Source organism: Bacillus sp. SCT118 (assembly GCF_058566435.1).
In genome coordinates this window covers 2,070,137-2,096,364 of sequence record NZ_CP191225.1, presented here as the reverse complement: position 1 = coordinate 2,096,364, position 26,228 = coordinate 2,070,137, and the positions used below count along the sequence as shown (strand labels likewise).

Below are 26,228 nucleotides of genomic sequence, written 5' to 3'. Positions count from 1 at the left end.
GATTCATTAGTGAAAACTGAGCATATCAGCGATCTCTTGCAGCGCGTCCTCGGTCAGTTCTTGATCATCATAATCGCTGATCGTCTTTTCTGTTTCGCTTTTGTTCTGGCAGTGTTCGATCAGCTGTAATAAAAATTGACGGCATGTTTCGCTAAGCTGTTCGATGGTTTTGCGCTGAAAGCGGGCATTGTCATAAGTCATATTGACAGTCAATTTTCCTTCTGCAGCGATTGCACTGATATCCAGCGACTGTTCACGGTTCCATGTTGTGCTGATATCACCTCCGGCACCCAGCGGAGAGAATGAGAAGGCGTCCTCCTCAGGTACTTCAGCTGTGCGGCCGCTTTCAAATTGACCAAGATAATTGAAGCTGATTTCTGGTGCCCCTATGAAATCGATGTCTTTTTTGCCAGGCGGCGTCAAATATTTGATGACACCGTAGCCGAATCCTTTGTCAGGTACACGTCTCATTGTATCTTTTGTTGTTTTTAGCACATGAACCATGTATTCTTCCGAGTCTGGCAAGTCTGCGTTCAGTTTAATCAATAACGGATAAATGGCGGTAAACCATCCAACCGTCCGGCTCACATCTATTCCTTCTAATACATCCTCTCGCCCGTGGCCCTCTAATGATAGTTTGAAGGCGGATTGATTGGTCCAATGGCGCAGCGCAAGAATGACAGAAGCGAGCAGCATGTCCTGCGTATCAGTGTTATATGCGCTGTTGGCGTCTTTTAAGAGTGCTGCTGTCTCTATATCGTTTAAGGTAAACGAAATTGTGGACCGTTGTCCCTCGTGTGCTCTAGTTCCATCGATTTGATCAAAAGGCAATGCCTCTGTTTGATACTCTTCGGCTTCGCGCCAATACTTGAGCTGTTTCATTAGCTGCTGGCTTTCAGCGTAGTCAGAGAGCTTTTTCGCGTACGCTTTAAACGAGCTTGTTTTAGGCGGCAGTTTGATATCCTCCCCGCCAGCAGCTTGGCGATACCCTAAAGCCAAATCTTCAAGCAGAACCCGCCATGAGATGCCGTCAACGACGAGGTGATGAGCAGATAAAAATAAGAAATCACCGTCAATTGTGTGGAAAAGACCGGCTTGCAGCAGCGGACCATTCTTCAAATCCATTTTCTGCTGAATATCAAGTACATGGCGTTTGATAATAGGCTCATACGCTCTATTTCCATCAGTGCCGTCCGGAGCTGATAAATCAATCATCTGAAGGCCGTACAACGCGTCGTCCGAATGACTGAGCGGCCGATTATATTGATCCCACTTTCCTTGTTCATTCTGTGTAAACACCATTCGCAGCGCATCATGATGACACGTTATTGCTTTTAACGTTTTTCGCAGTGCGTCTTCTTGTACAGAGGTGCTTCGATGCAGCATTACGGACTGATTAAAATGGTGTTTTTCTTTTATATCTTGAGAAAGAAACCATTTTTGAACAGGCGACCATTGTACATCTCCCTCAACCGCAGCTTGGCTGGAACTTGTATCTGAATCACGGATATAAGCTGCCAATTCTTGAATGGTCGGATGGCTAAACAAATCTTTCACTGCCATTTGCTTGCCTATCCGGTGAAGCCGCGCAGATACCTGTAACGCTTTGATCGAATCTCCGCCAAGTTCAAAGAACGAATCAGCTGTTCCGATCTTTTCTGCCCCCAGTACTTCTTTCCATATATCTGCCAGTATTTGTTCCATTTTGCTGGCTGGCGGGAGGAATGGACGTTCACCTTCGTGGTTGTATACAGGTTTTGGAAGAGCTCCGCGATCCAGCTTGCCATTTGGTGACAATGGAAGTGAGTCCAGTTTTTCAATAAACGCAGGGTGCATAAACACCGGCAGCTTGTTTTGTAATTCTGAGCGTACAGCACTTGTGCTCAACTCTGGTTTTGTCACCACATAAGCACTTAATTCGGTTTGTCCTGACGCTGTTACATGAGCAACTACTGCGGCGTCTTTTACACCATTTATACACCGGATGACCGATTCAATTTCTTTCGTTTCTACACGGTATCCTCTGATTTTGACTTGATCATCGATTCTTCCGAGATATTCGAGTGTTCCGTCGGCCATCCATCTGGCGGCGTCTCCTGTTCGGTACATTCGTGTTTCGGGTTTAAATGGATTCTGCGTGAATGCTCTCTCTGTCAGTTCTGGAAGATTGACGTACCCTCTTGCAAGTCCTGTTCCTGCTATACAAAGCTCTCCCGCAACACCGATTGGCTGAAGCTGATGATTGCTATTTAAAATCAGCACTTGAGTCCCGTCAATCGGCTGGCCGATGCTTACGTATGCCTGCTTTTCCATATGTCTCATGACGGTAGTCGCCACGCTGTTTTCTGTCGGTCCATATTCGTTGGCGAGTTCGGTATGCGGACATATAGCTAAGCTGCGGTCGATCAATTCGCGGTCAGCCGCTTCTCCCGCCAGTGTGACGACTCTAAGTGTCTTTACATCTTCCGGCTGCACTACGTCCAAAAGCGCTCGATATAAAACAGGCACAATAATCATATGTGTAATCCGTTGACGAGACAGCTGAGCCTTAATGGCCAGAATATCCTTCGCTTCCTCTTCATGAAGCAAAACAGCTTTTGCACCTGACAAAAGCGGTGTAAACATACTAGTTAAAAAGCCGTCAAATGAGAAAGAAAAGAGCTGCAGGATGGTATCTGTCTCGTTGAATGCATAAGCGTTTCGCCGCCACTGAAGAGTGTTGGCAATACCTTTATGCTCGACCATTACCCCTTTTGGACGGCCCGTCGTTCCAGAGGTATAAATGATATAAGCCAAATGATGGGCAGATGACATTTGCGGCAGCGGCGATTTGTCGTCTGCCTCTACGCTTTCTATCGTCAAGATCTCTCCTTCAAAGTCAGCAAGTACTCCCCGATCCGCTTCATTTATTGTCATCAGCAGTTTCGTTCCGCTGTCGCTGAGGATATAGCGTTTCCGTTCTGTCGGGTATTCAGGATCAATGGGAACGTAACAGCCTCCGGCTTTCCACACACCAAGTATGGATGCTATCATACTGAACGAACGATGCATCATGATGCCTACTGGTGTGTCCGGCTTAACACCTCGGCTGCGCAATGCACGTGCGATTCCATTGGACCACTCGTCCAACTCTTGATACGTCAGTGTTTTGTCTCCGCTGACAAGTGCAGAAGCTTTTGGTGTTCGTGCGGCTTGCTGCTCAAACAATTGACTGATTGTTTGAACTCCGTATTGATTCGCTTGCCCGGTGTTAAACTCATTAAGCAGCTGGTGCCGCTCTTCTTGGGTCAGGATGTCGATATGGTTGAGTGTCACCTCCGGGTTTTTACCGATGATGCTAAGTACATTTGTTAAATGCGATGCCCAGCGTTCAATGGTGGTTTTCTCGAACAATGCGGTTGAATATTCAAAAAGGAAATGAATGTTTCCGTCGCCCTCAGATGCCTGTAGTGTCAAATCGAATTTAGAAACGAGATGAGAAACTTCTGCCGGCTTCATTTGCAAATCATGCAGATGTAATGGCTCATAATCATTATTTTGGACAACTAACATGGTATCAAATAGCGGGTTTCTGCTCATATCCCGCGTCACTCCAAGCTTATCGACAAGCTCTTCGAACGGATAATCCTGATGCTCATAAGCTTCTAATGCAGTGGCGCGCACTTCCTGCAAATACTGCACAAACGGCTTCCCGCCCTCCGGGCGTGTCCTCAGAGCCAGCGTGTTCACAAACATGCCGAGTATCGGCTCAAGATCCTTGTGCGGACGGCCGGCGATTGGCGATCCCACAAGGATATCTTCCTGTCCGCTTAAGCGTGACAAGAACGCGGTGTACGCCGCAAGGAGCACCATGTACAGTGTGCTTCCGTTTTCTCGTGCCAGCTTGTGAAGGCCTGATGCAACCTCTTGATCCAGCGTAAATGAGACCTTGTCACCCGCGAAGCTTCGCACCGGCGGGCGGGCATGATCAGCCGGAAGATCCAGCACAGGCAGCTCGCCCTCGAGCTGCTTCAGCCAGTACGCCTCTTGCGTTTTGTACGCGTCTCCTGTTTTGAATCCTTCTTGCCATACGGCGTAGTCTTTATATTGAATGCGCAGTGCCGGAAGCTTCCGGTTGTTGTACAGCTCCCCGAATTCCCGAATCAGAATGTTGACGGAAACACCGTCTGAAATGATGTGATGCATATCAACCAGCAACAGGTGTCGCTCATCTGATACCTTTACGATTTGGGCACGGAACAGCGGCGCTTGGCTGAGATCAAACGGTTTGATAAAGGCTGCTGCGGCGTCCTGTTCGGTTCGTTCGCCGAGAGCTGTAGTCTGTAATATGAATGGCACTTCGTCATGGATGCGCTGCACCGGATCGCCTCCTGCGTCCTGTTCGAAGGAGGTCCGAAGCGACTCGTGGCGCTTGATCAGCTCTTTGAAAGCTCTGTCCATCCTTTCAGGATCCAGCTTCCCTTCGAGCTCTAATACAGCCGGCATATTGTAGCCTGTCCCACCGTCCTCCAGCTGCTGAAGGACATAAATCCGCTTTTGGGCAGAGGAAACCGGATAGGTTTCCTGCTTTTCAGCCGGTTTTATCGCTTTATATGGACTGTCCGTTCCTTCACGGATAACGGCCGCCAGCCCTTCTACCGTCGGATGGGCAAACACATCTTTTAGCGGCACCTGTACATCGAATTCTTTGGCGATCCGTGAGACAAGCGCCGTTGCTTTTAAAGAATGTCCCCCGCGGTCAAAAAAGTTGTCGTGAATCCCGACAGGGCCATTTTTCAGCACGTCCTCCCACAGCTGAGAAAGCTTCATCTCAGTCACGTTTCTCGGCGCCGTGTAGGTCTCCGCATCTGCCGCTCCGTCAGGAGCTGGCAGGGCGTTTCGGTCGAGCTTTCCGCTTGGTGTAACCGGCCACTGTTCCATTTCTATCATATAGGCTGGGACCATGTAGCCCGGCAACAGTCTCTCAAGCTGCGCTCGGACTTCGTTTCTTCCGAGCCCTTCTACATAAGCGCATAATTCCGGCTCCCCGCTGTCTGTCCGTACGGTAACGGCCGCCTCTCTTACACCTTCTATACTTCTTAGTGCCGTTTCAATTTCTCCCGGCTCAATCCGGTAGCCGCGGATTTTCACCTGATCATCCGCGCGGCCGAGGAATTCAACATTCCCGTCAGGGAGCCAGCGCGCCACGTCTCCTGTTTTGTACATGCGTTCCCCCGGGTAAAACGGGTCTTCAAGAAAACGCTCCTCCGTTAATGCCGGCCGATTCAAATAACCTCTGGCAACACCCGCTCCGGCAATGTACAGTTCGCCGATACATCCAGCAGGCAGCATCTGCTGATTCTGATTCAGGATATATAATCTGACATGATGAATAGGTTTTCCAATTGGAATCCGTTCAAGTTTTTCATGCGGCGGACAATCAAAGAATGCAGCTTCAACGGTTGCTTCCGTTGGCCCATAGGAATTGGTTATTGAAACATTTGGAAGCAACTCGTAAAATCGGGAGACAAGATGGGTCCCCAGCTGTTCTCCCCCAGAAAACACTCGCTTGAGTCTGTTTGTCTTAATCGGTACAGAGCGATATTTTATATGTTCTAAAAATGCATGGAGCATTGAAGGCACAAAATGCATAGCTGTGATCTTTTGTTCTTCTATGGCCTTCACGATCACTTCAGGTTCTTTTTCGCCTCCCTGAGGAAGCAGATAAACAGAAGCTCCGGCATAAGGCCACCAAAACAGCTCCCATATTGAAGCATCGAATGAATAGGATGTTTTGTGCATAATCATATCTGAATGCTTTAGCTGATAGCGGGACTGTAGGGAATTCAAAAAATTCACCGCTGATCGATGTTCAATTTCAACACCCTTAGGCATCCCGGTAGAGCCGGATGTATAGATGACATAGGCTAAAGATTGCGGAAGAACGTTCACATTCGGATTGGACAAACGATGTGCCAGTCCGCTATTTGTCTGATTGAGATAGACAATCTCTCCTGTAAATGCCGGAATATGAAGGCTGGCAGACTGAAGGAGGAGAATGTTTGTACCGCTGTCCTCCAGCAGAAAGCTGATTCGTTCTTCCGGATAATCCGGGTCAATGGGCAGATAAGCGCCGCCAGCTTTAAGAATGCCATAAATGCCGATCAGCATTTCAGGCGAACGCCGGCCTATAATGGCAACAGTCGTTTCAGATTTTACTCCTCGTCCGATCAGCTCCCAGGCGATACGGTTAGCCTGTTCGTTCAATTCTTTATAGGTCATCGCTCCATCTTCAAAGATAACGGCCGTCTGATCAGGCGTTTTTGCTGCCTGCTGTTCGAGTGCATAGTAGAGAGTTTGATTCATTGAATAGCCCGTCTCCTCAAACGGATGGCATGATTCAATGAAATCTCTCTCTTCTTCTTTTGTTAAGATTGGAATATCGTCCAATTCTGTTTCAGGGCTGGCAGCTGTATGTTCCATAAGCGTGGTGAAAAGGCTGGCCCACCTTTGGATGGTTTCTTTCTCAAACAAAGCTGTACTGTATTCAAACTGACAGAAAAGCTCGGAATCATGCTCTGTAACGTATAGGGAAATATCAAATTTTGATATCGGGTGCTCCAAGTCGTTCCACTGAAGCTGTACATCATTCATTTTTAGCTTTTGCTGTTCCATATTCTGAAGGACTAGCGTTGTGTCAAACAAAGGATTCCGGCTCATTTCCCGCTGCACACCGAGTTTGTCCACAAGCTCTTCAAACGGGTAATCCTGATGCTCATACGCTTCTAGTGCCGTCTGTCTGACTTCTTTCAGAAATTCCTCAAATGTCTTATTACCCGCCGGGCGTGTGCGGAGAGCCAATGTATTGACGAACATCCCAAGAACAGCTTCAAAGTCGGCATGGGGCCGTCCGGCGATAGGTGAACCAATCACGATATCATCCTGACCGCTTAACCGAGACAAAAAGGCTGAATACAAAGCGAGAAGCGTCATATAAAGCGTGCTTCTGTTTTTATGGGCGAGCCGATTTATGCGGGCCGTGATCTCTTTGTCCAATTGAAAGGTTACTTTTCCGCCTATGAATTGCCGTTCTGCCGGACGTCGTTTATCTGTTGGAAGCTCCAGTATAGGAAGGTCCCCGCTAAACTGCTGCTGCCAGTAAGTCTCCTGCTTTTGGTACGAGTCTCCCTTTTTAAATTTCTGCTGCCATACGGCGTAATCTTTATATTGGATCCGCAATGGCTTAAGCTGCCGGTTTGCATAAAGATCGGTAAATTCTCGGATTAGGAGCTGAACGGATACGCCATCTGAAATGATATGGTGCATATCCACCAGCAATACATGCTTCTCGTTTGACACTTCTATAAGGCCTGCTCTAAATAATGGCGCCTGGCTAAGATCAAAGGGACGGACAAATCCCTCGATAGTGGTCTCTTTACTTAACGTAAACGGCACTTCGGTGTGGATACGCTGAACCGGCTCGTCATCAGCTCCGGATACAAAGGAAGTTCGAAGCGGCTCATGCCGATTGATCAGTTCTTTACATACAGCAGACAGTTTGGCGACATCCAGTGCACCTTCCAGTTCTAAGACCGCAGGCATGTTATAGGCGACACCCTCATCAAGCTGTTGAAGCACATAGATTCGTTTTTGGGCCGAAGATACAGGATATGTATCCCTTTTTTCTGCTGGTTCAATTGCTGCATACGGATTTTGTTCTGCCTCTCGAATGATTAAAGCTAATCCTTCAACAGTCGGATGGGCAAAGATATCCTTAAGCGAAACTTGCACATGGAATTCCTTTGCGATCCGTGACATAAGCACTGTTGCTTTTAACGAGTGGCCGCCATTGTCAAAAAAGTTGTCTTGGATGCCTATATGTCCATTCTTTAGCACATCTTCAAATAGTTGCGAAAGCTTTGCCTCTAACAGATTTCGAGGGGCAGTATATGGGTTTCCGCTGATTGAAGCATCTGGCCCCGGAAGTGCTGCGCGATCTACTTTTCCGTTTGGGGTAAGAGGTATGCTGTCAACCCATATCCATTTCGCCGGAATCATGTATTCTGGGAGCTCACTAGCCATATAACTGCGTAAATCTATTGCATTCAGCTTTTGTACACTGCAATAGTAAGCGCATAATTCATGTTCACCGTTTTGATCTTGCCAGATGAGAATGGCAGCCTCACTAATGTCCGGATGATTCATTAACGTGACTTCGATTTCTTGCGGCTCGATTCGATAACCTCTGATTTTCACTTGATTGTCTGCCCGTCCGATATATTCGATGTTGCCGTCTTCAAGCCGTTTGGCCAAATCACCTGTACGGTACATGATCACACCAGGCCTGAATGGGTCGGATGAAAATTTGTCGCTTGTCAGTTTATCGTGATTGACATATCCTCTGGCAACACTTGCGCCGGAAATATAGAGTTCGCCTGGTACGCCGCATGGCTGAAGCTGTTTTTGATGATTCAAAATATATATATCAGTACAGCCTATCGGTTTACCGATTGGCGGAAGCTCAGGAATAGGGTCTCCAGGATGAATGGTATACGTAGATACCACATGAGTTTCTGAAGGTCCGTAATGATTGTGCAGGTGTATGCCGCGTTCACGCAATACATCTTGGAAAAGGTCTGAAATCATTAATTGTTCCCCGGCTGCGATCAGGTGTTTGACGCCATCAGGAAACGAGTTCGCTAGTTCACGCTCGCTGAAAATCATTTTGATAAAAGCAGTTGGGAGAAACACAATATTCGTCTGATGCTTGTTTATAAATGCAAACAGCTGAGGCACATCTCTTTTTATGGCTTCTGGCACGATGTGGAGTGTGCCGCCTTTCAGAAGCGCAGAAAATATTTCTTGATAGCAGACGTCAAAGGCAGGTGTCGCAAATTGCAGAACATCTGCTTCAAAGTCAATTCCAGAGTGAGTATATTCGAACTTCAGCAAGTTAGCCATGTTTCGATGCTCAAATTGAACACCCTTTGGTTTACCTGTTGTGCCTGATGTATAAATCATATACAGCAGATCGTCAGCATTGTTGACTGACTTTATGTTACTCCCGTCTACTTTGCTTTCGATATCTTCTGGATGAGTGATAATGTAATTGTCTTCTAACGATGAGGAGAGATGCGCTTGTGAAACAACATGCGAACAGCCGCAATCATGCAGAATATAACGGATTCTGTCAGCCGGGTAATGCGGATCAACCGGAACAATGGCGCCGCCTGCCTTTAAGATTCCAAGAACGCCGGTGATAAACGCCGCAGAGCGATCCATCATAATCGCAACGGGTTCCTGTCTCACAACGCCTTTCATTCGTAAATGCCGTGCCAATCTGTTAGCCGATTTATTCAGTTCTTTGTATGTTAACGAGCAGAATTGATCCTTTACAGCATGAGCATCTGGTGTCTTTTCCACCTGTTTTTCAAACATGGCATGGATGGTTTCGTAAACTGGTGTTCGATCTGTGATTTCTCCAATCAGCTGCCGCTTTTCAGTATCTGTCGTGATATCGATTTCTTCAGGTGGAAGATTCGGATTATTTAAGATTTGTGATACAGCATTCAGAAGATGCTCTTTGACAGAAAGCACAAAAGACCGATCGTGCTGCTCCGCATCATAGTTCATTTTGATATGAATTTCTTCCCCTGGCGCCACCATAAGATAAAAGCTGTAGTTGGTTTCATCTGCGACAGTGAAATTATGAATCTGAAAAAGATCAGAAGCATGTTCCTGTTTGTTCAGCATTTGAATCTCTTGCTGCACCGGATAGTTTTCAAATACGAGAATATGATCAATCAGCCCTTGCTTAACAGCTGAGCGGGATTGAATCTCATATAAAGGGTGGTAGCTGTACGCTTCAGCGGCAAGACGGTCTTTTTGCATATCTTTTAGAAGTTGAAGAAATGGCGTTTTTGCTCCCTGCACCCGAACCGGCATCGTATTAATGAAAAGACCTACCATATGTTCAATGCCTTCGATTTCCGCAGGCCTTCCTGAAATGACAGAACCGAATACGGCGTCATCGTTATTATTATATTTTTGTAGCAGAATGCCCCAAATGGTATGAAAAATCGTACTGAGTGTCACTTCTTCTCTAGCAGCAAGCTCTGAAAGCCTGCTGCTTTCTTCCTTAGAGAATGAAAATGTAACGTGTTCCTGCCTGCTTTTTCCCTTTGTTTTTTTCTGCTTCGGGAGCACGGTTTGCTGTTCGTGGCCGGAAAGATAATGGTCCCAATAAGAAACTGCCTGCTCTTTGTCTTGCTCCATCAGCCATTTGATATACTTTCCGTATGGCTGGACCGGCTCCAATGTTATAGGGGATGCATTTACATAAGATGCGTAAATATGCAGAAACTCCTTTAGCACAATGCTGAGGCACCAACCGTCCATCATGATATGATGAAAGGTCCAAATGCAAGAGTACTGGCTCTCTCCTGTTTGAATCAGAGCGATGCGCATGAGTACATCCTTTTGCAAATGAAACCCCCGGTCCCGGTCCTTTTCTTTCCATTGCTCGATAAACTGTGATTGCTCCGCCTCGTTTAAATGAGTAATGTCTTCTTCCAGTACGATGACATTTCGTTCTCTCAGAACAACCTGCTGGGGAGAGGAAACATTTTGGCTGATAAAAATCGTTCTGAAAATATCATGTCTTTCTACAAGAGCATTGATGCTGTTTTGAAAAAACTGCGGGTTGACTTTCCCTTCTATTGTAAAAGAAGCTTGCTCAACATACGCCTGTGAATCTTTTTGCAGGAGGGAATGGAAAAGCATCCCTTCCTGCATGTAAGACAGCGGATAAATATCCTGAATTGAATTCGCTTTTGTCATGTTCATGTCTCCCTGTCACGATTTTCTACAATTCTTCCACCAAGCTGGATATGCTGTCCAGATCCTCTGCCGTTAATGATTGACTGCTGAAATCGCTCAGTGTCTTTTCAGCTTTCTGTTGACCGGCGCAGTGTTTCATAATGTCCAGCAAAAAGTGTTCAATCCTGTTAATAAGCTGCTCCATTGTGTTTCTATGAAAGCGGGCTGGCGGATAACTAAGATTGAAATGGAGCTTTTTGTCTGCTGCCATTGCACTCATCTCGATGATTTGCTCACGCTTCCATGTATGAGTGATATCCTTTCCGCTCCCAAGGCTTGATGGGCGGAAGGTGTCCTGTCTTTCGATGTCGTTGAACTGGCCCAAATAGTTAAAGCTGATTTCAGGTGTTTTTGAAAACGTAATGCTTTTATTTTCAGGGTGTGTAAGGTATTTCAGCATACCGTAACCTACCCCTTTGTTTGGTATCCGGCCCAGTGTATCTTTAACGGTTTTTACTGAGGTTCCGAGCTCATCCCTATGATGTTCAAAGCTTATGAGGGCCGGGTACATGGATGTAAACCAGCCGACCGTCCTGCTGATATCTAACTCTGGCAGAATGTGTTCTCTCCCGTGTCCTTCCATAGCGATACGGAGCTTGCTTCCTCCTGTCCATTCACAAATCGCCAAGGATGCTGCGGTTAACAGAATATCTTGTGTATCTGTGCCATAGGCGTGATTGACGTTTTGCAGCAAGACGGCGGTGTCTGCTTCAGTCAGTGAAAAGCTTAATGAGTCCCTTTTGCTGAAGTCGATGTTCACATGATGCGGTATTTCATAGGGCAGTTCTGCGGCTTGCTGTTCTTCTACACTTCGCCAATACGCCTCTTCGCGAATCAGCTTACTGCTTTGGGCATATTCCTGTATGCGTCTTGCGTATTCCTGGTAGGAATCCGTTTTAGGCGGAAGCTGGATCGTCTGGCCTGCAGCAGCTTGTTGATATCCGGCTGACAAATCCTCCAGCAAAATCCGCCATGAGACACCATCAACGACAAGGTGATGGATCGCAAGGAACAAGTAATCTCCGGTCAGTGTTTTAAACAAAGCGGCGTGCAACAATGGTCCTTCCTGCAAATTGATGCTTTGCTGAAGATCTGCAACTTCTTGTTTGATTTTCGTCTCCCAGCCGCTTTCTGACTGTGAAAGATCAGAGATTCTTAAGCTGTATAGCTGTGACTCATGAATGCCTTGGTTGATTTGAATCCATCGCCTGTCATCTTTGCGATAAACCATCCGAAGCGCATCATGATGCTCCGCCAGTTTTTTCAAGACTGGTCTAATGGCGTTTTCAGACAAACGTCCAGAATGGAATAGCATGACAGACTGATTGAAATGGTGTCTTTCTTCAATATCTTGTGAAAAAAACCATTGCTGAACAGGCGTCCAAGGAACGTCTCCCTGAACGGGTCCTTGCTCTATGATTCTCTCTGACTTACGGATAAATGGTGATAAGTCCTTTATCTTTGGATGACGGAATAAATCACTTACCTGCAAGCTTAGTCCATAGCGCCCAAGGCGTGCAGAAACTTGAAGGGCTTTGATTGAATCTCCGCCCAATTCAAAAAACGAATCCTCTATTCCGATCCTCTGGATGCCGAGAACCTCCTGCCAGATCAACACAAGTTGGTCTTCAAGGTCATTTCGAGGTGGAGCGTACGTTTGTTTAGATGTGAAATTTGGTTCAGGAAGTGCTTTTCGGTTCAATTTGCCGTTTGATGTGAGCGGAAGAGTCTCCATTTCAATAATGTACGCCGGGATCATATAGTTTGGCAGCGAACGCGCGAGAAGTGAACGCACTTGTTCAGCATTCGTGCCTGCTTTTACGCTGATATAGCCAAACAGCTCTTTGCTCCCGGTCTGGGCTGTACGTGCTAACACTGCGGCTTCTTTGACCCCGTCTATTTGACGAAGTGCTGATTCGATTTCACCCAGCTCCACCCGATAGCCTCTGACTTTTACTTGATCATCAATACGGCCAACGTACTCAATTGTGCCATCAGGAAGCCAGCGCGCCAGATCACCTGTGCGATACAGTCGATCGCCAGGTGCAAATGGATGTGGGACAAATTTCTCTTTCGTTAAATCAGGACGGCCCAAATATCCTCTGGCGACGCCATCTCCGCCGACACAAAGTTCACCGACAGCTCCGACCGGCTGCAGCACTCCCCATTGATTTAAGATATAAGCGGTGGAATTACCAACCGGCCGCCCGATCGGAATGGAAAGTTCATATGTTTTTTGAATGTGAAGGCATGTCGAAAAAGTTGTATTTTCGGTAGGGCCATATCCATTCCATATAGATACTTCAGGGCAGACATTTCTGATTCGATTGACGTGGCTCGGCGACAAAGCTTCTCCGCCTATAATCAAATGTTTCAGCTGTGAAAATGTTTGTTCATTTTGCTCTGTCAAATGATTGAATAGAGAAGATGTCAGCCAAATCGTTGTGATTCCTTGATGTTCTATGTACCTCTTAAGCTGATGGGAATCGAGAAATGTTTGTTGATCGGACAGATGCAAAGCGGCACCATTTAGCAGCGGTCCGAAAATTTCAAATGACCCAACGTCGAAACCGATTGAAGATGTCATCAGAAGGCGGTCTTCAGGTGTAAATGTAATATAATTGCTGTTTTTAACAAGACGAATTACACTTCGCTGCTCAATCATGACACCCTTTGGTTTACCGGTTGATCCAGAGGTATAAATGATATATGCAAGTGAATGTGACCCTGCTGAAGAATCAACGTTCTTCGTTTCTCCTTGCTTTTGAATATCTTCGATTATGATTTGTTCACATTCAATGTCTAATAGTTGTTTTTCTGTTTTTTCAGATTGAAGGAGTAAAGCCGCCCCGCTGTCTGACAGCATATAAGCTATTCGTTCAACAGGCAGATCAGAAGCAATAGGCAGATAGGCTCCCCCGGCTTTCAGAATGCCCAGCATTCCTGCAATGAGTTCTGGTGTTCTGCCTGTCAACAAGGCTACAACACTATCAGGCCCTACGCCCTTAATCTGTAGAACTGAGGCAATTTGATTTGCCCAGCTGTTCAGGTCCTCGTAAGTGAATACTTGGGTGTCGCTGACAATTGCTACAGCATTAGGTGTTTGTTCAGCCTGCATTTCAAAGAGTCTGCTGATGGTTTCATTTCTTGGATAATCTATTTTTGTACGATTGAGCTCGTGGATAAGGTAATGGGTCTCATCCTCATTCAGGATATTTATTGTTCCGAGAGCGGCTTTGTTGTCTTTGATGATGGAGAGTAACATATTGATGAAGTATTGAAGCCACTTTTCTATCGTTTTTTTCTTATATAAGTCAGTACTAAACTCCATTTGGAACGTCAGCAAACCGTGGGACTGTTCCTGGGCATATAGGGTTAAATCAAATTTGGACGTTTGATGCCCATTGTTTGCTGCAGGTTTGAGACAAAGTTCATCCAGCTCCAACGATTCCTGATCCATGTTTTGAAGAACAAACATTACGTCAAACAGCGGATTCCGGCTCATATCCCGTGTCAATTCAAGCTTATCGACAAGTTCTTCGAACGGGTAATCCTGATGCTCAAAGGCTTCCAATGCTGTCTCACGCACTTCCTGCAAATACTGTACAAACGGCTTCCCGCCCTCCGGGCGCGTCCGAAGCGCCAGCGTGTTCACAAACATGCCGAGTATCGGCTCAAGATCCTTGTGCGGACGGCCGGCAATTGGCGAGCCGACGATGATATCTTCCTGTCCGCTTAAGCGTGACAAGAACGCGGTGTAAGCCGCAAGGAGCACCATGTACAGTGTGCTTCCGTTTTCTCGTGCCAGCTTGTGAAGGCCTGATGCAACCTCTTGATCCAGCGTAAATGAGACCTTGTCACCCGCGAAGCTTCGCACCGGCGGGCGGGCATAATCAGCCGGAAGATCCAGCACAGGCAGCTCGCCCTCGAGCTGCTTCAGCCAGTACGCCTCTTGCGTTTTGTACGCGTCTCCTGTTTTGAATCCTTCTTGCCATACGGCATAATCTTTATATTGAATGCGCAGTGCCGGAAGCTTCCGATTATTGTACAGCTCGCCGAATTCCCGAATCAGAATGTTGACGGAAACACCGTCTGAAATGATGTGATGCATATCAACCAGCAACAGGTGCCGCTCATCTGATACCTTTACGATTTGGGCACGGAACAGCGGCGCTTGGCTGAGATCAAACGGTTTGATAAATGCAGCTGCGGCCTCTTGTTCGGTTCGTGCGCCGTGAACTGTAGTCTGTAACGTAAACGGCACCTCGTCATGGATGAGCTGCACCGGATCGCCTCCTGCGTCCTGTTCGAAGGCGGTTCGAAGCGACTCGTGGCGCTTGATCAGCTCTTTGAAAGCTCTGTCCATCCTTTCAGGGTTGAGCTTCCCTTCGAGCTCTAACACAGCCGGCATATTGTAGCCTGTCCCTCCGTCCTCCAGCTGCTGAAGGACATAAATCCGCTTTTGGGCAGAGGAAACCGGATAGGTTTCCTGTTTTTCAGCGGGCTTAATCGCTTCATATGGACTGTCCGTTCCTTCACGGATAACGGTAGCCAGTCCTTCTACTGTCGGATGGGCAAACACATCTTTTAGCGGCACCTGTACATCGAATTCTTTGGCGATCCGTGAGACAAGCGCCGTTGCTTTTAAGGAATGTCCCCCGCGGTCAAAAAAGTTGTCGTGAATCCCGACAGGGCCATTTTTCAGCACATCCTCCCACAGCTGAGAAAGCTTCATCTCAGTCACGTTTCTCGGCGCCGTGTAGGTCTCCGCATCTGCCGCTCCGTCAGGAGCTGGCAGGGCGTTTCGGTCGAGCTTTCCGCTTGGTGTAACCGGCCACTGTTCCATCTCTATCATATAGGCTGGGACCATGTAGCCCGGCAACAGTCTTTCAAGCTGTGCCCGCACTTCGTTTCTTTCGAGCCCTTCTACATAAGCGCATAATTCCGGCTCGCCGCTGTCTGTCCGTACGGTAACGGCCGCCTCTCTTACACCTTCTATGCTTCTTAATGCCGCTTCAATTTCTCCCGGCTCAATCCGGTAGCCGCGGATTTTCACCTGATCATCCGTGCGCCCGAGGAATTCAATATTCCCGTCAGGGAGCCAGCGCGCCACATCCCCGGTTTTGTACATGCGTTCCCCCGGGTAAAACGGGTCTTCAAGAAAACGCTCCTCCGTTAATGCCGGCCGATTCAAATAACCTCTGGCAACACCCGCTCCGGCAATGTACATTTCGCCGGCGACACCAGAAGGCTGTACGGCTAAATGCGGATCTAAAACATACAAACGCGCACCGGGTACGGGCTTCCCAATCGGAATCCGCAAACGATCTCTGTCCTGTTCTGGATCCAATACGTAAAATGCCGCGTCTACCGTTGCTTCTGTCGGTCCGTAACCATGGATTAATGATACCTGCGGCAATACAGAAGCAAAACGGGCTGCCGTACGCGGCGCAAGCGGTTCACCTCCGGCGAATACACGCTTTAGGTTTGTCCCGTCACCGAGCGCTAACATTTCCGCTTGATCGAGAAAGCTGTTCAGCATAGCCGGAATAAAATGAGCCGTTGTCACTTTTTCCTGATGAATGGCTTGTATGATCAATGCGGGGTCTTTTTCCCAGCCGGGCGGAAGCAGATACGCCGAAGCACCGGAAAGAGCCCACCAAAACAGCTGCCACACAGACGCATCAAAGGAAAAAGAGGTTTTCACCATGACAATGTCATCTTCCGAAAGCGGAAATTGGTGCTGCATGCCGGTCAGAAAGGAAACAGCCTGGCGGTGCTCAACGGCCACTCCTTTCGGCTGCCCGGTAGAGCCCGATGTATAGATGACATAGGCGAGAGATCCGTCGCTAACAGAAGCAGACACATGACGTTTTACTTCTTCACGATCAAGAGATGTCATGTCAACTTCAAGCGTCTCTCCAGAAAAGCTCGGTGCGGAGCATCCCGGCTGCGTCAGCAAGAGTGATGCCCCGCTGTCTTTCAGCATGTAGCTCAGCCGCTCCTTTGGATACGCAGGATCAAGCGGCAAATACGCCCCTCCGGCCTTCAAGACAGCAAGGACAGCGATCAGCATGTCAGGTGAGCGTTCAGACAGGATCCCGACGATACTTTCGTTTGTGACGCCGCGTGCCGTAAGGTGCGCAGCCAGTCGGCTGGCGTACATGTCAAGCTCAGCGTATGTCAGCGAACCGCCGGAAAAGCGGATAGCCGGCCGCTCCGGTGTGACTGCCGCCTGTCGTTCAAACAGCCCATGCAAGGCTGGGGCTTCAGGTGAAACAGATACTGTCCTGTTATTTTGAGAAACGATTTTCCATGTTTTGTCCTCATCTAACAATGTCATCTTTGACACAGGAAGAGATGGATCAGAGATGACGTCAGAGATCATGTGCTGTAAATAATCTTTTATTTCAGACATCATATTTGGTTGATAAGCGCCTGTATGAAAATGAATCCGAACGTACAAAGTACGCCCTGGGATCACTTTGACACTGCATCTATAATTAGTTACCTCTTCCATCTCAAAATCTTTCACGGAGAAATCAAATGATCCAGCTTGATTCAGCTCTTCAATCTCTTGTTGAGTAGGTGTATTTTCAAATACGATAATATGATCGATCAGCTCTTGTTTAAGAGCGCTCTGCGCCTGAATATCATATAAGGGAAAGTAACTATAAGCTTCTGCCTCAGTCATGTCTTTTTGCATTCTGCTGACTAGGTCAGAAAAAGACAGAAAATCACTTTGGACTCGAATAGGAATAGTATTGATAAAAAGTCCGACCATATTTTCCACATCTTTTAGCTCAGAAGGTCTGCCTGATATAACTGATCCGAATACAGCATCGTCGCGACGATTGAACTTTTGGAGCATGATTCCCCATAAAGCTTGGAAAACAGTGTTAAGTGTCGCACCACATGCTGCAGCGATTTTCTGTAATTCGGAGGTTTCTTTTTCAGGAATGGTAAACGTGATCTGCTGTAATGTCCCATCCGACATTTGATCTGTTCTTTTAGGCAGAGGCGAAGCTTTTTCGAAATGCTGAAGCCTCTTTTTCCAATACTCAGCTGCTTCTTCCCGGTCTTGCTGCATCAGCCATTTAATATACGTCCCGTACGGCTGTACGGGAGGCAAATCAGGAAACTGCCCTTTTCCAAGCGCTTGATAAATATGGAGAAAGTCTTTAATGACGATGCCTAAACACCAGCCATCCATTAAAATATGATGGTGGCTCCAGATACAGACATAATGATCAGGCGCCCATTTTAAAATAGATATTCTCATCAGTACATCCGTTTGGAGATCGAAGCCCCTGGATTTATCCTGCTCTTTGAATGCCTCGGTACAATGTTCTTTATCTTTTTCATTGAGATGAGAAATATCTTCAACATGAACATGGCAATGACGTTGCTTGAGCACGACTTGACGAGGTTTGGCTACATTTTTATAGATGAATGCTGTTCGAAAGATATCGTACCTGTCAAAAACAGCATCCATGCTTTTCTGGAAACGCTCCAAGTCAAGCTGTCCATTGATCGTAAAAGAAGCCTGTTCAAAATAAGCTCTCGACTGTTCATCATACAATGAGTGAAAAAGCATCCCTTCCTGCATAAATGACAAAGGGTATATATCCTGTATTTCAGGTTGCTGCGGCATCAGTGAATCTCCTCTCCCTATAGTTTGTTGACGGCTCCCATAATCTCACTCAATTCATCAAGCGTTAAGTCTTCATCAGTGAAATCAGATGCGCTCCACTCTCGGTTTTCTTTGCCCGTACAATGCTCAATGATATTTTCCAGAGTTTGTTTAAAATGCCTGGAAAATGTTTGAATGGTTTCTTCCTCAAATTGATGCCTGTTATAGATGATGTGCATGTTCAGGCACCCCGAAGAAACGGCGCCGCTGATATCCAGTGCATAAGGACGCTCCCAGTTCGGGCTGATCTCATTTCCTGGCTTGATTTCAGACACCTCAAAGGCATTTGATTGAATATCCTGATCAAACTGGCCTAAATAATTAAAGCTGATTTCTGGGCTGTTTTTCTCAGAGCCCCATCTTTTGCTGATATATTTCAGCACGCCGTAGCCCGCGCCTTTATGCGGTATACGGTGCAGCATATCTTTTGTCTGTTTAATAAGGTGGCCCAGCCGCTCTTCTTTGTCCTTATGATCGGAATCTCTCATATCAAGCCACACAGGATAAATGGAGGTGAACCAGCCAACAGTTCTGCTAATATCGATGTCCTCAAGATATGATTCCCTTCCATGGCCCTCCATGCTGATTTTAAATTGGTTATTTCCCGTCCATTTCTGCAAAGCAAGACCTAAAGCTGTCAGAAGGATATCATTCATCTCCGTGCTGTAAGCTTTATGTGCAGCCGTTAATAGTAATTCTGTGTGATGGCGAGATAGCTCAAAATCAATCACTTCTGTATCTTTGAATGTGTTAGATGCAGCGTCATTATCTTTTGGAATAGGCTGGATGTGACGGTTCTCGCACTCATCCCAGTACGCTGCTTCGCGTTGCACCTGGCGGCTTTTAGAGTAGTCAGCTATTCTTTGTGAATACGTTAAATATGAATCTGTTTTTTGCGGCATTTTAATAGATTCTCCTGAGACTGCCTGTTTGTAAGCACCTGAAAAATCCTCGAACAAAATTCGCCAGGAAACCGCATCAACAACTAAGTGATGAATCGTCAGAAATAAATGGTCACCATTCTCGGTTCTAAACAATCCAGCGTGAAGCAAGGGGCCGGTTTCCAAACGAATATGTTCTTGCATCCGGCTGGCTGCTTCCTCAATCGTGTTCCGTGCTTCTGTTAGGCTATCCTTTACATCAAACAGTTCAAGTGCATATAGCTCCTCATCTGAAAGATCTATCCCTCTGTTTATCTGCACCTGCCTGCCATCTTCATGCCGGCATACGATTCTCAGTGCATCATGATGAGTCACAAGGCTTTTTAGTACTTTTCTAAGCGCAGCCTCATCAAATCGTTCAGCCCGGTAGATCATAACGGACTGGTTAAAATGATGGCTTTCCAGAGATTGCGAGAAAAACCACTGCTGGATAGGTGTCCAAGTAATCTCGCCTTCGACCGGGCCTTGATCAATGGCGCGTACGTTTTTTCGAACCCGGGCGGACAGTTCACCAAGAGTCTGATGTTCAAACATCTCACGTACTGTCGTTTCAAATCCGCGCTGCTTCAGTCTGGCACAAACCTGCAGCGCTTTAATAGAGTCTCCGCCAAGCTCAAAGAAATTGGCGCTTACACCCAGCTCATCTACATTAAGGAGCTCCTCCCAAATTTCAGCCATGACCGTTTCAATCTCATTTCTAGGACTGATATCATCAGCTGTATAAGCGTGTTTTTCAGGTTCTGGCAGGGCTTTCTGATCGAGCTTTCCATTAACAGTCACCGGGATGCTGTCAATTTGTATCATACGGGCAGGCAGCATAAAGTCAGGCAAGGCGTTTTTTAAGGAAGCCCGGATGTCTGATATATTCGCAGCCTGTTGATCTCTTATCACCATATAAGCATATATAGCTGTTTGCCCTTGCTCGTCTGCTCTGGTAATGACAGCCGCCTCTTTAATCATTGGATACTGAAGAAGTGCCGCTTGGATTTCGCCTAACTCAATTCGGTGCCCTCTGACTTTCACCTGCTCATCAATGCGGCCTAAGTATTCCAGCTCGCCATTTGACAGGCGCTTAGCAAGATCTCCTGTTCGGTATAATCTGTCTCCCGGAAGATAAGGATTGGATACAAAACGGTCAGCGGTCAGCTCATCTCTGTTGAGATATCCCCGTGCCACACCTTCGCCGCCTATATACAGCTCCCCTGGAACTCCGGTCGGCTGCAGGTTCATATGGGCATTCATCACATGAGCCTGCAGAGTAGAAAGAGGCCGGCCGATATTGCTTTTATTTTTTGCAATGTCTGCAGCAGACAATTTTTTGAATGTTACATGGACCGTTGTTTCTGTAATACCGTACATATTAATCAAATCAGTATGAGGATATTTTTCATTCCAGCTTTGAAGCAATCCGGGCTGTAAGGCTTCGCCGCCAAAAATCACGTAGCGGATGTTTAAATGATCTGTATGATTTTGGTCTTCAAGCATCAAGCCGTAAAAAGCAGTCGGGGTCTGGTTGAGTACAGTGACGCGCTCTTTTTTTAACAATAAACGGAATGCATGGGGGTCACGGGCTGTTTCTTTAGAGACCACGATTAATGTACCTCCGTTCAATAGTGCACCGAACATCTCCCATACAGAGAAATCAAAGCAATAAGAATGAAATAACGTCCAGACGTCTTCATGGTTAAATTCAAAAGGCAGGTTTTGATGTTTTAAAAGACTGATCACATTGCGGTGCTCGACAATGACGCCCTTTGGCTGGCCAGTCGTTCCAGATGTGTATATCACGTATGCGGGCTGATCCGTTACTATTTCTTGAATGTTTACATTAGCCGGAATTGAGTCGTTTTCACATTCATCGATATACAAAATATGTCCGGTGTAGTCTGCAGGTTTGTTTTGACCGCGCTCTGTCAGCAGCCGTTTTGCTCCGCTGTCATTGAGCATAAAGCTAATACGCTCCTGAGGATATTCAGGATCAATCGGCAAATAGGCCCCTCCAGCTTTTAAAATCGATAAAATGCCAATGATCATATCAGGTGACCGATCGAGCATCAGACCGACGATATCCCCAGTGCTGACTCCTTGTTTGATCAGCATAGCAGCTGCCCGCTCGGCTTTTTCATTCAGGTCTCGATACGTAAGCTGAGAATGGCCGCACACCACTGCGATATGCTCCGGATGCTGAGCGGCTTGCTTTTCAAATAAGCTTACTATGTTTTCATTTCTGGGATAAGCCGCATACTGCCCCATTTTTTCAAGGAGCAACCTACGCTCTGCAGCAGGAAGCAATTGCATGTCCGAAATTCTCATCTCGGTATCCGCCGTTACCCCTTTGACCAATTCAATAAAACAGGATGCCCACCGCGTAATGGTTTCTTCTTCAAAAAGAGCAGTGCTGTATTCAAAACGGCAGCGTATTCCACTCGGATGCTCCTCAGCGTGTAACGTTAAATCGAATTTAGAAATATCATGTTTAAGAGTGACAGACGAAATCGACAGACCAGGCACTTCGAACCGGAAATCTTCACTGCTTTGAAGCACAAGCATCGCATCGAACAGCGGGTTGCGATTTACCTCTCGATTTGTATCGAGCTTATCTGCCAGCTCCTCAAAAGGATAATCCTGATGCTCGTAAGCGGTCAGAGCCAGGTGGCGAATGTCCTGCAAATAGGAGCTGAACGTTTTGTGGCCCTCGGGCTTGCTGCGCATCGCCAATGTATTGACGAACATCCCGATGACGCGCTCCAGATCGGCGTGTGGTCTTCCGGCAGCAGGCGAACCGACAACAATATCCTCTTGCCCGCTTAGCTTAGATAACAAAATAGAATAGACAGCCAGAAGAATCATATACAATGTTGTTCCCGTTTCAGCCATTAAACGGTGCAGCTCATCAGCCGTGTCTTTATCAATGCTGACTTCAATTGTTCCACCGCTGAAATCAGGGAGGCGCGGCCTTGTTTTATCAAGCGGTAATTCTAATATAGGAAGATCCCCGCCAAGCTGATCAAGCCAGTAGGCCTCCTGTTTTTTGTATAGCTCTTTCGGGTAGTTCTCTTGCTGCCAAATAGCAAAATCCTTATAATGCAGATTTAAAACCGGCAGCTCCTTTCCGCAATATAAGTCAGTAAATTCTTGGACAAGAGTGCTCATCGAGACACCGTCGGCAATAATATGGTGCATATCGAGCAGCAAAAAGCCGCGGTGATTGCCCATTGTAATGACACATGCTCTAAAAAGCGGACCGGATGATAGATCAAACGGTTTGATAAAGGTCTCGATTGCAGACTCAAGCATTTGTTCTGATTCCATTTCAAGCTCTTTTAGATCAAAAGCTATCTCTTGATAAATGATCTGCACAGGCTCGTCTCTGTCAAGCACAAAAACAGTCCGTAATGCTTCATGCCGATTTACAAGTTCTGTGAGAACGCTTCTCAACCGCTGGCGATTCAGATTTCCGCGTAATTCAAGTACAGCTGGCATGTTGTAGCCTGTGCTGTCATCTGCCAGCTGATGAAGAGCATATAATCGTTTTTGCGAGAAAGACAGCGGATAGACATCTCTTTGATCCGCAGGTTCAATCTGTGTAAAAGCGTGTTCTTTTAAGCTCATCAATTTGCCCGCCATGCTTTCAACTGTCGGATATGAAAACACCTCACTGAGCGGCAGCTCGACATTAAGCTTTTTATGTATTCTTGATACTAGTGCGGCCGCTTTTAAGGACTGTCCGCCTAACTGAAAGAAATCATCACGAATGCCGATGTGCTGTTTATTCAGCACATCTTCCCAAATATGTGCGAGATCAGCTTCGATTAAGGTTCGGGGCGCCATATATGTGACACTCGTATTGTTTTCTGGTTCAGGAAGCGCAAACCTGTCAAGCTTGCCGCTGGATGTTAATGGCATCCGGCTGATGTTGATAATACTTGCTGGGATCATATAGGACGGCAATGTCCCGGCAAGATGCTGATACAAATCTGGGAGGCTGTTTCCCTTTTCTGGAACGATATAAGCAACGAGCTCCTTTTCCTCAGCAGAAACATCACGGGCCAGTACCGCTGCTTCTTTTACCCCCGGTGCTTGTCGAAGAACTGTTTCAATCTCTCTCAGTTCAATACGGTAACCCCTAATTTTTACTTGATCATCAAAACGTCCAATATATTCAATCGTTCCATCAGGCAAAAAGCGGCCTGTATCACCTGTTCGGTATAAACGCTCCCCTTCAAGGAATGGATGATCGGAGAATGCTTTCTGTGTCAGCTCTTGCTGTTTGTAGTATCCTCTCGCAAGACCCGCGCCGGAAATACACAGTTCACCCGCCGCGCCGATCGGCTGCATTTGATTTCCGTGCAAAACAAATACTTTTGTGTTTCTGATTGGGTGTCCGATCGTAATCCTCTCTTTTTCATTCAGATGCCGCAATATTGTTGTTGCCACACTGTTTTCTGTGGGCCCGTATTCATTTGCCAGTTCAGCAGAAGGACAAATCATTTGACTCAACTCAAGCAGATCAGGCGTGACCGCTTCACCCGCAAATGTCACAATACGAAGACTTTTTGCATCGTCAGCAGTCATCACTTCCAATAACACCCGGTACAGGGAAGGAACAATGATCATGTGGCTGACCTTATAACGGGCTATTTTTCGCTTAAGGGCCAGCACATCCTTCGCTTCGTCATCTGTTGTCAGTAGTACGCACGCACCAGACAAAAGCGGGGTAAATAAGCTCGTTACACAGCCGTCAAACACGTACGAAAACAAATGGAGGGATATATCCTGTTCGGTCATGCCATACTCTTCTCGTCTCCATTGCAATGTATTTGCAATACCGTGATGATCAACTAAAACCCCTTTAGGGCGCCCCGTCGTTCCCGACGTATAGATCAAGTAGGCCAGGTCACCTGGCGGCATATTTGGAGTTTCTGTTTGGTAACTTTCTGTATGTTCTATCGTTATCGTATTTCCTTCATAGGACGGAGGGATCAAGGAAATAAGGTCTTCTTCTATCAGCAATTGAGCCGCTTGACTATCCTTCAGCAGGAAAGAAAGACGTTCTGCTGGAAAATGTGGATCAAGCGGCATATAAGCGCCGCCTGCTTTCCAAATCCCAAGTAGAGCTGCAGGCATTTCCATTGACCGGTTCATCATCACAGCCACGATATCTCCAGATCCAACGCCTTTTTCTATCAGGGCGTGCGCAATCTGATTAGCTCTTATATTTAATTGGCGATAGGTCCAGCAATCGTCTCCCATTTTTAATGCAGCCGCTTCAGGTGTTTTGCGGGCTTGTTCCTCGAACAATTGGGATATCGTTTTGTTCACATAAGGACGCTCAGTTTCGTTAAACAATTGGATAACCTGTTGCTCCTCCGGCGGGACGATATTGATGTCACTGACGGCAATATCGGGATGTGCCAAAATGCAATCTAGTGCTTGTTTTAGATGCCCCTGAATCCTCAGCATCTCTTCCCGTTCATAAACGGCTGCGTTGTAGCTGAATTTGATATAAAATGATTCTCCCGGAACGATAACGATATTAAAGTCGTAATTGGTTTGTTCCGACATTGAAATGTCACTCAGCTTCAGAGCGCCTTCGTCATTTTCACTCTCCACGCTTAATGCCTGATGAAGCTGTACAGGGTAATTTTCAAAAACAAAAATATGATCGATCAACCCTTGCTTCAATGGACTATGGTTTTGAATCTCATAAAGCGGATAATACCCATGCTGTTCAGATGATAAAATATCCTCCTGCACGGCTTTGACCAGCGAAGAAAACGTTATGCCTTCCGCAGATCGGATTCGCACTGGAACAGTATTGATAAACAAGCCGACCATTGATTCAATCCCGTCAATCGCTGACGGGCGTCCCGAAATGACGGAGCCAAAAACGGCATCATCTGCAGCATTATATCGATGGAGCAGCACGCCCCAAATACTCATAAACAGCGTGTTTAATGTCACTCCCCAGTTTTGGGCAGCCTCTGTCAGTTTCTCAACCATTTCCGGCGCTAATGAAAAGCTGACCTGGTCGGCTTTATAATCCCCGTCTGCCGTGCAGCGCTTTATCCGGGGAATAGAAGCAGTATTGCCGTACTCCTTCAAATATTCGCTCCAGTAGGCAGCAGTCTCTTCTTGATCTTGTTCTCCGAGCCATTCAATATAACGGCTGTACGGCACCGTGCTGCCAAGCTGTACAGGTGAGTTATTTTTGAGCGAATCATACATGCTGAAAAACTCTTTAAGAATAATACCGAGACACCAGCCATCCATGATGATATGGTGATGTGTCCAGACACATGTATATTGGCTGTCTCCTCTATCAAAAAGGGCAAGACGCATTAAAGGATCTTTTTGCAAATCAAATCCTTTTTCCCGATCCTTAGTCATAAAAGCATCAATCAGCGTCTGCTGTTCTTGATCAGCCAGGCGAGAAATATCTTCTCTATATACTGTCAATTCCCGGTTTGATAAGACTACCTGCTGCGGACCTGTAAGATCTGGTACTTCTTTAATGAAAATCGTTCTGAAAATATCATATCTAGAAACAAGAAGGTTTAAGCTCTTTTGAAACGAGTCGACGCATAGATTCCCTGTGATCGTAAACGAGGTCTGTTCGATATATGCTTTCGAGCTGAAATCCATTAGTGAATGAAACAGCATTCCTTCCTGCATGTGCGATAACGGGTAAATATCTTGAATTTGTGCCGATTGTGCCATCAATTCCACACACCTTT

At 46.6% G+C, this 26,228-nt stretch carries 3 protein-coding genes; all 3 read right to left on the bottom strand.

What is annotated here, in order from left to right:
• Nucleotides 1-6: 6 nt before the first annotated feature.
• Genes ppsD through ppsB form a run of 3 tightly spaced genes read right to left on the bottom strand, consistent with a single transcriptional unit; the run spans nt 7 to nt 26,211 of the window.
• Nucleotides 7-10,818: a plipastatin non-ribosomal peptide synthetase PpsD gene (gene ppsD / locus ACQVGT_RS10870; protein WP_060588605.1), complete on the bottom strand. Its 10,812-nt coding sequence runs from the start codon at nt 10,816-10,818 to the stop codon at nt 7-9.
• A gap of 25 nt (nt 10,819-10,843) precedes the next feature.
• The gene (gene ppsC, locus ACQVGT_RS10865; RefSeq protein ID WP_060588603.1) at nt 10,844-18,511 is read right to left on the bottom strand and encodes a plipastatin non-ribosomal peptide synthetase PpsC; all 7,668 of its coding nucleotides are present in this window, start codon (nt 18,509-18,511) and stop codon (nt 10,844-10,846) included.
• A gap of 17 nt (nt 18,512-18,528) precedes the next feature.
• Nucleotides 18,529-26,211 (bottom strand): plipastatin non-ribosomal peptide synthetase PpsB, encoded by a 7,683-nt coding sequence (gene ppsB / locus ACQVGT_RS10860; protein WP_015483295.1) that lies wholly within the window; start codon nt 26,209-26,211, stop codon nt 18,529-18,531.
• Between the last annotated feature and the right edge of the window lie 17 nt (nt 26,212-26,228).